The following is a 14,114-nucleotide window of genomic DNA, read 5'->3' on the forward strand; positions in this document are numbered from 1 at the left end:
CTCAGACCGCCTTCACGTCGGTGTCGGGCGAGAGGGATTTGAAGATCTGCTTCACGTTGATCTTGGTCGCGTCATCCTTAAACCCTGTGTCCTTGAACACCACGCGCAGCGGTTTGCGGGTGGCGAGGGTCTTGACCAGCGTTTCGTCCACGCCGTTATCGAAACAGGCGATCAGGGCGGTGCCGGCGACGGTGAAGACGGTCTTGCCGTCAACGCTTTCGCGGGTGATGGGCAGGGTCAGGTCAACGCCCCAGTCCAGCAGCACCTGAAACAGCAGGTCCTCGGCGGTGCGATCCGGTTTGATATTGTCCACGCGGATCAGCAGGTCGGCTTGCGTGGTGGCGTCGGGGGTGTAATAAACATCGGCCATGTTCGAGCTGTCGATTTTCAGCACGCGAAAGCCCACATCGCGGTTCCAGTCGGAGTGACACTCCCCTTCGAGGATTTTTGCGCCCGCGCGGCGGATGCGTTCTTTGGAGATTTCGGCGATGGTGGAAAAGCCTGCCTTAAATGCTTTGGAGTCCTGACGACAGCACTCGGGAAGTTGGACCATGATGAATTGGATGCATCTTCCTTCTTGCGCATTCAACTTGAGAACTGAATGTGCCGTCGTCGCCGAGCCTGCAAAGAAATCCAAGGCAATGAAATCATCGCCCCGATTCATTCTTAGAAAATATTCGATGAGACCTGTAGGCTTCGGGTAATCATCAAAAATAACTTCAATTTCGTCAAGCTCAAGTGTAGCTCTCTGCGGTCCGCCCAGGCCATTCAAAACAGAAATAACATGGCTAGGCTCACCTCTCACCTTAACCGCTTCTATAGCGCCGGTTCGTGTTATTTCGAACCTCGTAAGCTGTCCCTTCGCATCTGAAATTTCCTCAAAATCATTTTCAATGAAATCTTCCAAGAGCTCTTTAGAACTCCAGCCGCTCTCAACATCGACAGGTCCGGAGACAAAACCGTTCGCAACGATTACATCTTCAAGCAGATGAGGCCAAGAAGCACTTCTCGCAGGAATGACTCCTTGATCGAAAGACGCGGGAAACCCACGAGGAATATGGACTCTACCAATTGGGTTCTTAGGCCCGTTCTTAACTATCGTGTTTCGTATCTCTGGACGAAATATTTTGCTTCCTTCAGGGGTATTGGGATCGACTATAGTTGGCGCAGGAAAATCCAACTCGTTCTTGGCAAAAGCAAGTATATATTCATGACAATACTTGAACTTAGCCTGATTATCAAAGTTACCGTCTGTTCGCCAAGAAAACTGGCAAAGCATGTTATCCTCGCCAAAAACCTCATCCATAACTCGCTTGAGGTTTGCTATTTCCTTGTGATTAATCGACACGAATATAATGCCATCAGCTCTGAGAAGGTTTTTTGAAAGCTTAAGTCTGCCATAAATGAAAGAAAGCCAGTCAGAGTGCATTCTCCCATTCGCCTCAGAATTAGAAACAAGTCTTGCTCCCTGATCATCAATCTGATTTGACCTCACCAAGAAATCTTGTGAGCGTTCGGCAAAGTCGTCTTTATAGATAAAATCCTTCCCCGTATTATAGGGCGGGTCGATGTAGATCATCTTGACCTTACCCAGATAGGTCTCTTGCAGCAGCTTGAGCGCCTCAAGGTTGTCACCCTCGATGAACAGGTTGCGGGTGGTGTCGAAACCCACACTCTCCTCCCGCACGGGCCGTAGGGTTTTGGCAATTGGCGCATTGGCCGTGATCAACGCCTGCCGCTTGCCCGGCCAGTCCAGATGATACCGCTCTTGCGGGCCTTCCACGATGCTGTCGCTGAGTTCCTGCCGCAGCAGGTCAAAATCAATCGCCCGGCACAACGTGCCATCCGCCCCGGTGCTTTCCGTCACACAGCCCGGAAACAGTGCCGCGATCCGCTCCACGTTCTGCGCGGTCAGGTCGGGGCTATGCATTTTCAGCTTTTCGATCTCGTCACTCATGGTTTTCCCCCGCCCGTTTTATCCGGGTCTTTCATATCGTCAAAGGCCGCCTGTGCCTCGGCCAGTTGGCCGTGCAGGGTCACCTTGATGTTGAACTGGCTTTCGCGTTTCAGCCTGGATTGAAGCTGCGCAATCTCACGCTCTTTTGCCCTGATTGCCGCCAGTCGTGCAAGGCGGCTCTCCACATCCTCGCCCGGCACCGGCGCCACCGGCATCAGCGCGGACAGCATCCTGTCATACAGCGCGCCCATGTTGACGGCCACCGGCAAGGGCGCGCGGGGGGCGTCACGCGCCGCCCACTCCCCCCGCAGGGGATCGGACAGCACCCATTTGCCGCGCTCTACCTCGGACGGGCGTTTGTAGGCGGCGGCGGGTTGGATACGGTCGCCCGCCACCAGCTCGAACAGCAGCGGAAAGGGAGTGGCGCGGTCAATGGCGCGCAGGATGTCGTCATGCAGCGCGTCGCCCTTGAGCGTGACGCGGAACACCTGAATTTCCGGCACGGCGGCTGTGGCAGGCAGGTTCAGCGTCTCAGAAGCGAGCTTGTGCGCCCATGTGATCTGATCCACCTCGCGGACAAAACGATCGCGCAGCGCCGTGCTGACGGCGGCCCCGTCATAGATGCGGGTCTTGGCGATCACGCGTTTGAGCGCGGTCTGGGGCGGGTAATGGTAAAGCGTCATGGGTCGCGCACCACGATGAAGGCGATGAGTTCGAAATCCTCCAGCCCCGCGATGGTCTGGGTCAGGGCCGTGGTATGCCCGCCCGAGAACAGGCTGTCGATGTCGCGCTCTTCCTTGACCTCAATCATCGAGCGGATCGCGTCGTTGAGCAGGCCCGAATAGGTCCCCATCTTGCGCCCGTCTTGCGTTTCCGCGTTGAAGGCGGTGGAAAGATCGCGGAATGGCGTGTCATAGCCCTTGCAACCCGACCGGATCAGATCGAGCAGGCGTTTGACCTGTGTCTGATCCGCGATGATCTGCCCGTCCTGACCGATGTAGATCAGGTAATAGGGATGCAGGCGGTTCTGCTGGTTGACGTTGACGCTGTCATGGATGTTGCGCAGCGTGAAGATCACACCGGGATGCAGACCGCGCTTGGGGTCGGACGGAATGACCGTGTGCAGCCCATGCGGCATGCGCGGCAGGTCGTCGTGGGTCTTGAGGTAGTTGAGCAGATCCATGCGGAAGTCGTTGAGGCCAAGGTCTGTGATGGAAATGCCGGTCTTGACGTCTTCCAACTCGATCACCTCGTTCTGGAGGCGCTGAAGCTGGTCCTTGCGGTAGGCGACATCCGAGCTTTTGGACGTGAGCACGTTATCCTCACCCGTGCCCGCCATGTCGACGATGTGCATCCGGTTCTCGACGCGTTCCTTGAGGTTGATGTATTCGTCCAGGCTGATGTCGGGCCAGTAGTTCGACAGCTGGATCTGGGTGTTGGGCGAGCCGATCCTGTCGATGCGCCCAAAGCGCTGGACGATGCGGACAGGGTTCCAGTGGATGTCATAGTTGATCAGGTAGTCGCAATCCTGAAGGTTCTGCCCCTCGGATATGCAGTCGGTGCCGATCAGGATGTCCAGCTCAGCCGGATCATCGGGCATGATCTTGTCCTTCTCCTTGGCGCGAGGGGCGAAGAGGGTCAGGACGGACTGGAAGTCATAGAATTTCTTGAGCGTGGTTCGCGGGTTACCAGAGCCAGTGACAATGCCGCTGTGAATGTTCTGCGCCTCGGCAAAATGCGGCGCAAGCTGGTCGAACAGGTAGTTCGCGGTATCGGCATAGGCGGTGAAGACGACCACCTTGCGGTTGCCGGCGTTCAGAGGGTTGGCCATCTTGCCCGCGATCTCTTCGATGAGATGCTGAAGCTTCGCATCATCCTCGGGCGTGACCTTTTCCATCTCGGCAATCAGGTCGTCGATGATGATCTTGTCGACTGACAGCTCCTGCTTCCAGGCTGTGACGTCCATATCGGCCAGATCGATCTTGATCTTCTTGCCGACCGAGAAATCGGCGAAGTCGTCGTCCTCGTCCGCCACAGCCTCCAAATCGACATCCAGGTCCTCGACCGTCGCCGCACCGCCCGAGGCCTCAAACTGGGCAATGGCGTCGAGGGTCCGTCCGATATTGCCGGAAAGTGCTCCGAGGGTCTTACGGAACGCATGGACCGAGCTTTCCAACCTTTTGAGCAGGTTGGTTGTCATCAGCGCTTGCAGGCTCTTCTCGCGGTCGGCCTGTTTCAGCGTGCCTTTGCCGCCCTCGGTTTTAGTGTCATAGAGGTCTTCGTATTTTTTCAGACGACTGGGCTGGATATAGTTGACCGGCGCATAGACGGCCATCTTCAGGTCGCTCAGTTGCGCGAAGATCTCGTTGAATCCGATGACATCGTCACGGTGCGTTATTGGCAGATGGTGTGACAACGGCTTCAGTCGCGTTGGAAATTTTCCGATGTCCGCGGTGTCGTAGAAGGTTTCGATATGCTTGCGGGATCGGGCGATGGTCACCGCATCAAGCAGCTCAAAGAAATCAAAATCCAGTGCCCTCAAGATAGAGGCGGGTGTCCTTTGATCCGGGGGGAGGTTGGACCAGACATTGAACGCCGTTTGCGCGCGCCGGAATATTTCTTCCACGCTGGTCTTGGTCTTTAGGTTCTTGCTCAGCGCATCCGAGTGCCCTTCGTAGGCGAGGGCCAGCTGGTTCCTCAGATCTGTGAAACGGTTGTTTACCGGCGTGGCCGACAACATAAGAACCTTGGTCTGGACCCCCGCCTTGATCACCTGGTTCATCAGCCGTTGGTAGCGGGTCTCCCGGTCCTTGTAGACATCGTTGTTCCGGAAATTGTGGGATTCATCAATGACGACCAGATCATAGTTCCCCCAGTTCACACGGTCGAGCCGCATTCCGAATGACTCGCCAGACGTGCGCGACAGGTCCGTGTGGCATAACACGTCATATCGAAAACGGTCCTTGGCGAAAATGTTGGTGGTCAGGTTTGCGTTATAGTTGCGCCAGTTGTCGGCCAGCTTTTTTGGGCAGAGGACCAAAACGTCCTTGTTGCGCAGTTCGTAATACTTCACCACCGCCAGAGCGGTGAAGGTCTTACCCAAACCCACACTGTCGGCTAGAATGCAGCCGTTATAAGTTTCCAGCTTGTTGATAACGCCAATGGCGGCATCACGCTGAAAATTGAATAGCTTCTGCCAAACGAGGCTTTCAAGATAGCCAGTTCGATCCTTCGGTAGGACGTCTTCACTGATCTCGCTGAGGAAGTCGCTGAACAAATTGAACAGGATCATGAAGTAAACCCGCTCAGCAGGGTTCTCCTGATACACGGACTCGATATGCTCAAGGACCTCAGCCGTTACATCCCGTAACTTTTCCTGATCATCCCAGATCTGGTCAAAGAGGTTCAGGTAGGTCTGCGCGAACTGAGGCTCGTCCATGACCTGGGTATAGCTCGAGACCGCATCCCCACGTTGATACCCGAGATCAACGGCGGTGAAGCCCGACAGCGGCATATAGGCCGCTCCTCCCTCCGGCTTCTGCACATGTCCGAACTGCTGCATCGGCGCTGAGGTGACGTTCGATTTGAAGCGCGCCTTCTTGCGGATCCAGTTGGCACATTCACGCGCGACAGCCCGTTGGGTCATCTTGTTGCGAAGCTGAATTTCAAATTCACTGCCCGACAAGGCACCTTCGGTCCGCGTATTCGGTATGAAAAACTCGCGCCGTTCTTTCTTGATTCGGTCGATCGCGCCGCTTGGGGTAAACGTCGGTGTGGTGAAGATGAACTCAAATTCCTCGAGCTTACTCAACTCGGCCTTAAGAGCTTCAAACGCATAGATAGAAAAACAAGCCGCTGCGATGCGAAGCTTGGTTGCCTCCACAAGCTCGCCTTTGAGGTCGTCCCCCAACAAGGTCGTCGTGTTGTCAACGATCCGCACGCCAGCCTCCTGAGAGAACAAATATCGGTGTTTTTACAACCTATCGACAACCTCGGGATGTGCAACGAGTTCACGCCATGAAATTTCTTGCTCAGTTTCTTTGGTGACTGAATAACATGGTGTCAGGAGGTCTCAATCGGCCCAAAAAACGGCCAAATTTTCATCAGGCAATAGCCGGCCCCCGCTCCTTCCCCCCGATACACAGGGGAAGGCCCTTCACTTACTGACCCGTATCCACGCGATGCCTTTTACCGGTGGCCAGCCGCTTCCCCGCAGGCTTTGCACCTGCCCCGCATTGGCCGTAGGGGCCGCAGCAGTCCCCGATCCGTCACATCGCGCCGTAGCCTCGATATCACCAGCCGGTGGGTTCCGTAGTCGCGTTTCTGCATCGGGCTAAAAGGAGCCGCCTCGATGCGGGATGGGGTAGTCCCCGGATCATGGCTTGCACTTTGAGGCCGGTGCGCAAGCAGACCGTGGCCATCACTCTTTGCAAGACGCTCGTGCTCGGGAGAGCGACGGGTGTAAACCGAAGGCACATGCGACGCTCCGCAGGCGGAGCGCAAGTGAAGCCTTCTCGATTTCCGTGTTTTAAGACCAAGTGTATCGATTGATCCGTGGCGGTGGTAACTACATTGCTGAGCAGCCTTGCTTTCGTTCGACGACCGGGTTTTCATCGAGCAAATGAACGCAAGATAGGCAGCTCCACGTGACCAACCAGAAGCCAAAAACAGACGATACAGCCGAATTACGGCACACGCCGTTTGATGACCACACGATCCACCCAAGTCGGGACCACGTCACCCAAGACGCAATTCCCTTCACTCTTGGAGACTATGGGGACAACGGCGCTTTTTCCGAGCAAACGATTTCGTGGTTGGCTAAACGTCACAGCCTCTCAGAGGACCAACTACGAGAACTCTCCCGGCTGATAGGCTACAGCCTGGACATCGACACAGAGGGCAATCTCATTAGACTTACCCGCTCGACGGTCCAGCGCCGCTTAAAAAGTGGCAAGCTGCCGAAAGTTCCTGGCAACCACTCACTCGACGCGAAGGAAGCAAATTTACTCTTCCGAAGCCTTAACCTCGCAATATCCGTCGGGGAAGATTCCGCAGATCAGAAGGGGGATCAAGGACCTGAGGCAGCTGAGACTGATACGATCGGAAAAATGACATCTATCAGCTTGGACAAAGCCCGTCGTGTTTTGCAACCAGACGACCGACGTAACGAACGAGACGGTCGCCGCCTTCTTGTTGTCGAGTCCTGTTGTTACGTCGCATTGGATGCGGGTTGGAACATCACTTACACTACCGATAGCTCAGCTTTGAAGAACCAACGGGGCGGCCGTTTGATCACTTTAATAAAGGATGTCATTGGAGTGGTTTCACATAACCAACATGTCGCCAGTGTTCATACTCTTAAGGAGGATATAGTATTGGTCCGCGCCCGCTTAGAGCGTCGAGGCGAATTGCCCCGCACTCGTGCATCCACCTAATTTAGACGCACATCTCTCGCCTGGTCTTTACGCGCACTCTAAGTTACTCTCCATCGGTTGGACAATATCTGGCGTAAGTTAAGCTACTTTTTGCACCTGCTGATCGGATTGGGTTTCGTCTTTTCTCAGCCAATAGACTACGGCAGGCGGTCTGCCAGCAAGGGCTGAGTGTGGGCGTTGGTGGTTGTAGAAGGTCATCCATTTTCGGATGCCTGCCTTTGCCTCCGAGCCGGTTTCCCCAAGCATGCAGGTAGACGCATTCGTATTCCAGCGTCCGCCATAGCCGCTCGATGAAGATGTTGTCGAGGAACCGGCCTTTCCCATCCATCGAGATGCGCACGCTGGTCTGGCCCAAGCGGCGGGACTTCGATCGGCAAGTTGCGGAGATACAATTCCGCGCCGCAATCCTAAACGGCTTCACAGTGCTTGGCATACAATGTATTGAAGCTATGAGCCAAATCCGACTGGGGTAACGGGAAGCTCGACCTCAGACCGATCTGTGCCATCAACAAAGCCACTGTATTCGACAATATTCTGGGAGGTATTTTTATGCACGCAAGGCAAACTCTTTGCTCACTCATCGTTACACTATTAACTTTTATGCCCCAAAGCGTGTTCTCCTCCGAATCAATTCATGGATTCGGAGGCATTTTTTTCGGCATGACTCCAGATGAAGTTGCGGAGTATGGTTCATTCGAGCCTGCTGACGATAAGGGCTGGTCTAAAAGTTTAGATTTGGTAGTTGTCCTTGGCAGAGGTTATAATCAATACTTAAAGTTTGAAGACAAAATGCTGGTAACGATCAGTTTAACTCGAGCATTTGATGCTACCGACGATCTTTGCTTGGAAGAGTTTGACGATGTTTTTGCTGCTATTAAGGCAAATTATGGCCCTACTGACCAAGCACCAAGTTTGAAGCCGCTGGAAACTTCTGGAGGCCGTGGAAAAATGGTAGCGAGTTTCACCGCCCGAGATACTTCGAAGGTGACTGCAACTGCTTACTTGCTACTCGAATGTGTTATTAACGTTAAGTATACAGCGGCATCTGGTGGCGCTTCTTTCTAAACTGCAATCTTAAGATAATTCCTCCAAAGCGTTCCGAACTTATCGATCAAAAGCTAAGAGGCTTTTAGGAGTGAGGTGGCCAAGACGCTGCGCCACCCGTGACGGCAGGGCCAGCATCGCGACCCTGGCGCGAGGCATGATGCTAGCGTTCTCCACCTGACACATGATACCCTATGAAGGTCCGTTTTCAGACACCAAGCTAACCTCGCTGAACGAAATTGTTAGATGTCGGCTAGGAGCCCATATTGTCCTTTGCGCCCATCAGGGTGAACGTCGGTTGTGCTGATTGAGCAAGACACCGGACCGGTTCTAGGACTTACGCTTCATCTTTTGGCTCTTTGCAAAAGTCTCAAGGGCATCTCGAAAAATTTCCCTGCCCCCATCGCTGGGCTATCTATCAATGACACGATAAATTGGCAATAAATGAGCCGCCGGGCCGCAGTAGGACTGCTGCGCTAAAACCAAGAATCCCTTTGGCACGGTTGTGTGGTTGCACGTATTTGTTCCGTAAAATTTTTAGCATAAAGAGAGCCGGCGTCATTCGCGACAGCCTGCGCGCGAATTTCCTGCCAACTGGCGGGTGCGCAACGTAGATGTTCAATCGATGCACTTGGTGTGGCAAGGGCTAAAGCCCGACTGTCAGGCCATGACACGCGTCGCTGCTCCTTCCCATTTACCTGAGCCTGCCGATGCGCAGATCGACGCTGCTGTTTCGCGGCTGGTTGATCTGTTTGCGCGGCAGGCGGCGCGGGAACTGGCGGCGGATGCTCCTGACATCATGGAGACGCCCGATGCCGCTGAACCCCCTCAAGAAGACTGACCAGCCCCGCCATCTTTTGACGGTGAAGAGGGTGGCCGAACTGGACAGCTGCTCCGAGAAGACAGTGCGCCGGGCGATTGCGGCGGGCTTTCTGGAGGCTGTCCGCGTGGGCCCTGGAGGGCGCTTGTTGCGCATCGATCCGGCAGCGCATGCGGCTTATCGCGCCGCCTCGCGCTGGTGACCGCCAGCGGACACCAATGTCCATTCATGTCAACAGGTTACGCATCTCTCGGGAAGACCCCCTCTCCATAAGTTGCGGACTTTACGTGCTAGTGTTTTCCCGAATCGGGCGTCCTGTCCTGCCCTGTCCACCCGAGACCATTCATGTCCACAAGGAGACCACCCGATGAGCTATTCCCCGAAGATTGATCTCGATATGGCGTTTGTCCCAAAGGACACGCCGATGTTCGCAGATCTGATCGAAGCCCTGACGACGGACGAGAGCCTGAAGCCCACACGCCAACGGGATATGATCTCCGGGCTGCGCCGTGTTGCCAAGGCGATTGGCCGCGCGCCCCAGGATGTCCCTTGCCACGGCCGCTGGTTGCAGCCCCGGTTGGCAAAGATTGCGCCTGCCGCCGTCAGCCTCAGCGCCAAGGGTTGGCAGAACGCAGTAAGCGATGCGCGCGCCGCAATGGTGCATGTTGGCATCGTCGAGCGCCGGGATAGTCGCATCACGGATCTGTCGCCTGCATGGCAGAAGCTTTGGGCCGGCGTGCTGGCCTCCCCGCAGAGCAAGACCCTGCAGCCTCCCCTCTGCCGCTTCGTGCATTTCTTGAACAACCGAGCGATCGCACCGGATGATGTCAGCTTGGAGCATGCGCAGGCCTACCGCGAAGCACTGATTCAGAACGAGATCAGCAGGTCGCCGGAGGTGGCCTATCGCGCAGCTCTCAATGGCTGGAACCTCGCAGCAGGCAGCGTGCCTGACTGGCCGGAGATCACCCTGCCACTTGAACGTCGTCAGAAGGTCATCAAGCTGCCAGAGACAGAGTTCTCTGCGGCGTTTCTGACGGACCTTGAACAGCTCATGTTTCGCCTGTCTCATCCTGACCCACTGGCCGAAGATGGCCGCGCAAAGGCCTTGCGCCCGGCAACCCTCGAGCAGTATCGCCGTCAAATCATCCGCTTTGCATCAGAACTCGTTCATGCGGGTATGCCAATTGAGGAGATCGACAGCATTGCTGCACTCTTGCAGCCTGCGACCGCAGAACGCGGTCTGCGCCAGATGCTCTCGCGCACTGAGAACAAGAGTGTAAAAATGATCAGCGAAGTGGCGGCCTTGCTGCGCAACCTGAGCCGGATCACGGCCCAGCTCCCTGATACACAGAAGCAACTTGCCAAACTTGCGACCCGGCTCGCCGGTGTCCCGCAGAAGGGGATGACCCGCAAGAACCGCGATCGCCTGCGCGTCCTGCAGAACGACCAGTCTATGCTGCGTCTTTTGAAGCTGCCGGAACAGGTGTTCAACAATCCGCCCGCTGGCAAGGCGAATGATTACACCAAGGCCTTGGCCCGCGAAGACGCTGTGGCCATCGCGATCCTTCTGGTTTGCCCCGTACGGATCAAGAACCTTGCCGGCATCCACATGGAGCAACACATCCAGCGCCCCGGGGATGGCCGCGCGTATCTGGTGCTGACCGAAGACGATCTGAAGAACGAGCGTTCGCTCGAGTTCGAGCTGCCGCAGGAAGTGATCCGCATGATCGATCGCCATCTGGCCTCACGCTGCCCGCACATGTGCCCAGCGGGAACGCCTTGGCTGTTTCCCCGTCGCGACGGCGCGGGGCCGATGGTGCCCGGGCAACTTTCGGGCCGGATCAAAAAGCGTGTGCACAAAGTGACCGGGCTGGTGGTCAATGCCCACCTGTTCCGCCACGCAGCGGTGATGAACTGGCTGGATGCCAATCCGGGCGGCTATGAAGTCTCCCGCCGCCTCCTCGGCCATTCTGCCGTCAGCCATACGATCAACATGTATTCCGGTCTTGAGGTAAAATCGGCAACACGTGCTTTTGCGGACCTCATGGCAACCAAGAAAGCGGGCCGCAAATGAGCCTCGTCCTGCCGTTTGCCGAATGGCCCGATCTTGATCGCGCGATGTGGGAAGCGCTCAACAAGCAGGCGGGTCCGCTGGATGATCTGGGGGCGCTGGCGCATCTGCGCCAGACGTCTTTAGCGACCCTTGAGGTCCGCTACGCACGCTGGATGCAATGGCTGATGGCATCCGATCCGGACGCGCTTGCCCTGCCGCCGGTTGATCGGGCCACCCTGCCTCGGTTGCAGTCCTGGCTNTCCGCTACGCACGCTGGATGCAATGGCTGATGGCATCCGATCCGGACGCGCTTGCCCTGCCGCCGGTTGATCGGGCCACCCTGCCTCGGTTGCAGTCCTGGCTCACATCGCTTGAACACACGAAGCCCATGTCGCGCCTGATGTTTGTCGACGGCGTTCTGCGCGTGCTTCGGGCTGCTGAGCCTGATGATGACTGGACGATGCAGCAGCGTTTGCTCGCGGGCTTGAAGCGCGCGGCGGGGCGCGGCGATGCCACCCGCAAACAAGGTCGGATCCTATCCAGCGAGGTGCTGCTCAAAGCGGGGCTGGCGCATGCCGCCGTTGATGCCGACACCGTCCCCAATCCTCTCAAGCGCATGATCTGTCAGCGCGACGGCATGATGATCGCATTGCTGGCAGTCTTGCCGATCCGCCGTCGATCGTTCTGCGAGCTTGCCCTCGGCCAATCCGTGCATGTAAGCGATAGCGAGATCCTCATCTCGCTGTCCGAAGACATGACGAAGACCGGCGTGCCTTGGGACGCCGCGATCCCACCACAAATTGAGGCGGCCCTGCGCCAATACATCGACGAGGTCCGTCCTGCCCTGCTGGCGCGCGGTGACCAGCGTCATGACATCCTCTGGGTCGGCAAAAAGGGTGAGATCATGCAGCAAGATTACATTGGAAGTCGCATTGGGGATGTCACCCTCAAGCTGACCGGGAAACGCATACCACCCCATTTTTTCAGGGATGCAGCGGCCACGACGCTCGCACGGATTTCACCAGAAAGTGCGCGACTGATCCGCCCGGTTCTGGCACATTCAGGGTTCCAGACAGCAGAACGCCACTACAATCACGCGCAAACCATCGAGGCGGGCCGGGATTATGCCTCTTTGCTCAAACGTCTCAAAGGGGACAGATCATGACCCGTGTTGCAATCTATTCCCGGTTTTCCTCACAAATGCAGAGCGAGGCCTCGATCGAAGATCAGTTGCGCATCTGCCGTGAGCGCGCCGAACGCGAAGGCTGGACCGTCACCGCGGTGTTCTCGGACATGGCGATTTCCGGAGCCAGCATGCAGCGCCCCGGCATCCAAGGCCTTATGGACCAAGCCAGCAGGGGGAGCTTCGAGGTCGTGATGACCGAAGCCCTTGACCGGCTCAGCCGCGATCAGGCGGATGTCGCAACCCTCTACAAGCGGCTCAGCTTTCATGGGGTCAGGATCATCACCCTCTCCGAAGGCGAGATCAACGAGCTGCATGTCGGCCTCAAGGGCACGATGAACCAGCTCTTCCTGAAGGATCTGGCGGCCAAGACCCGGCGCGGGCTGCGGGGCCGCGTCGAGGGCGGGCACTCAGGCGGCGGCCTCTGCTATGGATACGACGTTGTGCGGCGCCTGGGCGAGGACGGGCTGCCGGTGACTGGCGAGCGCACGATCAACGCGGATGAAGCCGCCCTGATCCGCCGGATTTTCACGGAGTTTAGCGACGGTCTCTCGCCCAAGGCCATCGCCAAAAAACTCAACAATGAGAATGTCCCCGGACCAAGCGGCAAAGCCTGGCGCGACACCGCAATTCGCGGCCACCGCATTCGAGGCACCGGGCTGCTCAACAATGAGCTCTATATCGGACGGCTCGTCTGGAACCGCCTGCGCTACATCAAGGACCCCGAGACCGGGCGCCGTGTGTCGCGCCCCAACCCACGCAAAGAATGGATCATCACCGAAGTGCCGGAGCTGCGCATCGTAGATGACGCACTGTGGGCCCGCGTCAAAGAGCGACAGGGCGAGATCGACGCCACGCCGCGCGTGAAGGCGATCAGAGAAAGCCGGTTCTGGGAGAAGCGGCGCTCGACCCATCTGCTGACCGGGCTCCTGCGGTGTGGATGCTGCGGCGGTGGCTTCGCGTCGGTCGGCAAGGATTACCTTGCGTGTTCTGCTGCACGCAAACAAAGCACATGCAGCCAAAACCGCTCCTACAGACGCGGAGAGCTCGAAGAGATCGTGCTGGACCTGCTGCGGGACCGATTGATGCGCCCCGAGGCAGTTGCAGCCTTCGTGGCGTCCATCAGCCGCGAGATGAATGCAGGGCGGGCCGAAGAAAGCGCGGCACGGGCCCGTCTTGAGACAGAGCGCACTCAGATCGCGCGCCGCCTCGACGGGCTATACGAGGCCATCGCTGATGGGCTGCGCACCGCTGGCTTGAAGAGCAAACTGGAAGACATGGAGACGCGGCTGGCTGACATCGACACACAGCTTTCGACCCCTGCGCCGTCTCCGGTCAGATTGCATCCGAAGCTGAGCGAGATCTATCGCCGGAAAGTGGCGGAGTTGTCCGAGACTTTGGCGGATCCGGAGATCCGGCCGATGGCGCTGGAGACCATCCGCGGTTTGATCCAGTCCGTAACTGTGCACGAGCTGGATGACGGCGTTCGGATCGACCTTGACGGTGCCATCACAGCCCTTGTTGGACTGGCTCAGCCTGAGGCCGAGGCCTATATCGGAGGGTGTTCGGTAAAAGTGGTTGCGGGAGTAGGATTTGAACCTACGACCTTCAGGTTATGAGCC

At 57.0% G+C, this 14,114-nt stretch carries 11 protein-coding genes and 2 pseudogenes; 9 read left to right on the plus strand and 4 right to left on the minus strand.

Annotated elements, in window-relative coordinates; all coding sequences use genetic code 11:
• Nucleotide 1 precedes the first annotated feature (1 nt).
• The 3 genes from V8352_RS17825 to V8352_RS17835 are packed head-to-tail and all read right to left on the minus strand — an operon-like array spanning nt 2 to nt 5,603.
• Nucleotides 2-1,957, minus strand: coding sequence for a site-specific DNA-methyltransferase (locus V8352_RS17825; protein ID WP_336425644.1), 1,956 nt, complete (start codon nt 1,955-1,957; stop codon nt 2-4).
• Nucleotides 1,954-2,640 carry a DUF4391 domain-containing protein gene (locus V8352_RS17830; protein WP_336425645.1) on the minus strand — a complete coding sequence of 229 codons (687 nt, stop codon included), beginning with the start codon at nt 2,638-2,640 and terminating at the stop codon, nt 1,954-1,956. Before V8352_RS17830 ends, V8352_RS17825 begins: the two co-directional genes overlap by 4 nt.
• Nucleotides 2,637-5,603, minus strand: a complete 2,967-nt coding sequence (locus V8352_RS17835) for a helicase-related protein (protein ID WP_336425646.1) — start codon at nt 5,601-5,603, stop codon at nt 2,637-2,639. Before V8352_RS17835 ends, V8352_RS17830 begins: the two co-directional genes overlap by 4 nt.
• Between V8352_RS17835 and V8352_RS17840 the strand changes: the two genes are divergently transcribed.
• A complete protein-coding gene (locus tag V8352_RS17840; protein WP_336425647.1) occupies nt 5,595-5,978 on the plus strand; it encodes a hypothetical protein in 384 nt (127 codons plus the stop codon). The genes V8352_RS17835 and V8352_RS17840 overlap by 9 nt on opposite strands.
• A gap of 625 nt (nt 5,979-6,603) precedes the next feature.
• Nucleotides 6,604-7,392: a hypothetical protein gene (locus V8352_RS17845; protein ID WP_336425648.1), complete on the plus strand. Its 789-nt coding sequence runs from the start codon at nt 6,604-6,606 to the stop codon at nt 7,390-7,392.
• 78 nt (nt 7,393-7,470) lie between these two features.
• Here the strand turns inward: V8352_RS17845 and V8352_RS17850 are convergent.
• A pseudogene (locus V8352_RS17850) lies at nt 7,471-7,732 on the minus strand (integrase core domain-containing protein); the annotation flags it as partial.
• A 19-nt stretch (nt 7,733-7,751) separates the two neighbouring features.
• Here V8352_RS17850 and V8352_RS17855 point away from each other — a divergent pair.
• The 7 genes and pseudogenes from V8352_RS17855 to V8352_RS17885 all read left to right on the plus strand — a co-directional run.
• A pseudogene (locus tag V8352_RS17855) lies at nt 7,752-7,865 on the plus strand (IS5/IS1182 family transposase); the annotation flags it as partial.
• A 139-nt stretch (nt 7,866-8,004) separates the two neighbouring features.
• Nucleotides 8,005-8,457: a hypothetical protein gene (locus V8352_RS17860; protein ID WP_336425649.1), complete on the plus strand. Its 453-nt coding sequence runs from the start codon at nt 8,005-8,007 to the stop codon at nt 8,455-8,457.
• A 646-nt stretch (nt 8,458-9,103) separates the two neighbouring features.
• Nucleotides 9,104-9,277 (plus strand): hypothetical protein, encoded by a 174-nt coding sequence (locus V8352_RS17865; RefSeq protein WP_336425650.1) that lies wholly within the window; start codon nt 9,104-9,106, stop codon nt 9,275-9,277.
• Nucleotides 9,249-9,458, plus strand: a complete 210-nt coding sequence (locus tag V8352_RS17870) for a helix-turn-helix domain-containing protein (RefSeq protein WP_336425651.1) — start codon at nt 9,249-9,251, stop codon at nt 9,456-9,458. The genes V8352_RS17865 and V8352_RS17870 overlap by 29 nt, the downstream gene beginning before the upstream one ends.
• Before the next feature lie 165 nt (nt 9,459-9,623).
• Nucleotides 9,624-11,330: a tyrosine-type recombinase/integrase gene (locus V8352_RS17875; RefSeq protein ID WP_336425652.1), complete on the plus strand. Its 1,707-nt coding sequence runs from the start codon at nt 9,624-9,626 to the stop codon at nt 11,328-11,330.
• Nucleotides 11,331-11,793: 463 nt separating this feature from the next.
• Nucleotides 11,794-12,474 carry a tyrosine-type recombinase/integrase gene (locus V8352_RS17880; protein WP_336425653.1) on the plus strand — a complete coding sequence of 227 codons (681 nt, stop codon included), beginning with the start codon at nt 11,794-11,796 and terminating at the stop codon, nt 12,472-12,474.
• A complete protein-coding gene (locus V8352_RS17885; protein ID WP_336425654.1) occupies nt 12,471-14,111 on the plus strand; it encodes a recombinase family protein in 1,641 nt (546 codons plus the stop codon). Before V8352_RS17880 ends, V8352_RS17885 begins: the two co-directional genes overlap by 4 nt.
• The last annotated feature ends 3 nt before the right edge of the window (nt 14,112-14,114 follow it).

The sequence above is a fragment of the Roseovarius sp. D0-M9 genome (assembly GCF_037083805.1).
Taxonomy (GTDB): Bacteria; Pseudomonadota; Alphaproteobacteria; order Rhodobacterales; family Rhodobacteraceae; genus Roseovarius.

Coding starts and splice junctions, on each gene's coding strand:
- V8352_RS17825 (WP_336425644.1), bottom strand. CDS start 1,957: ATGAGTGACGAGATCGAAAAGCTGAAAATGCATAGCCCCGACCTGACC.
- V8352_RS17875 (WP_336425652.1), top strand. CDS start 9,624: ATGAGCTATTCCCCGAAGATTGATCTCGATATGGCGTTTGTCCCAAAG.
- V8352_RS17830 (WP_336425645.1), bottom strand. CDS start 2,640: ATGACGCTTTACCATTACCCGCCCCAGACCGCGCTCAAACGCGTGATC.
- V8352_RS17865 (WP_336425650.1), top strand. CDS start 9,104: ATGACACGCGTCGCTGCTCCTTCCCATTTACCTGAGCCTGCCGATGCG.
- V8352_RS17835 (WP_336425646.1), bottom strand. CDS start 5,603: ATGACCCAACGGGCTGTCGCGCGTGAATGTGCCAACTGGATCCGCAAG.
- V8352_RS17870 (WP_336425651.1), top strand. CDS start 9,249: ATGCCGCTGAACCCCCTCAAGAAGACTGACCAGCCCCGCCATCTTTTG.
- V8352_RS17885 (WP_336425654.1), top strand. CDS start 12,471: ATGACCCGTGTTGCAATCTATTCCCGGTTTTCCTCACAAATGCAGAGC.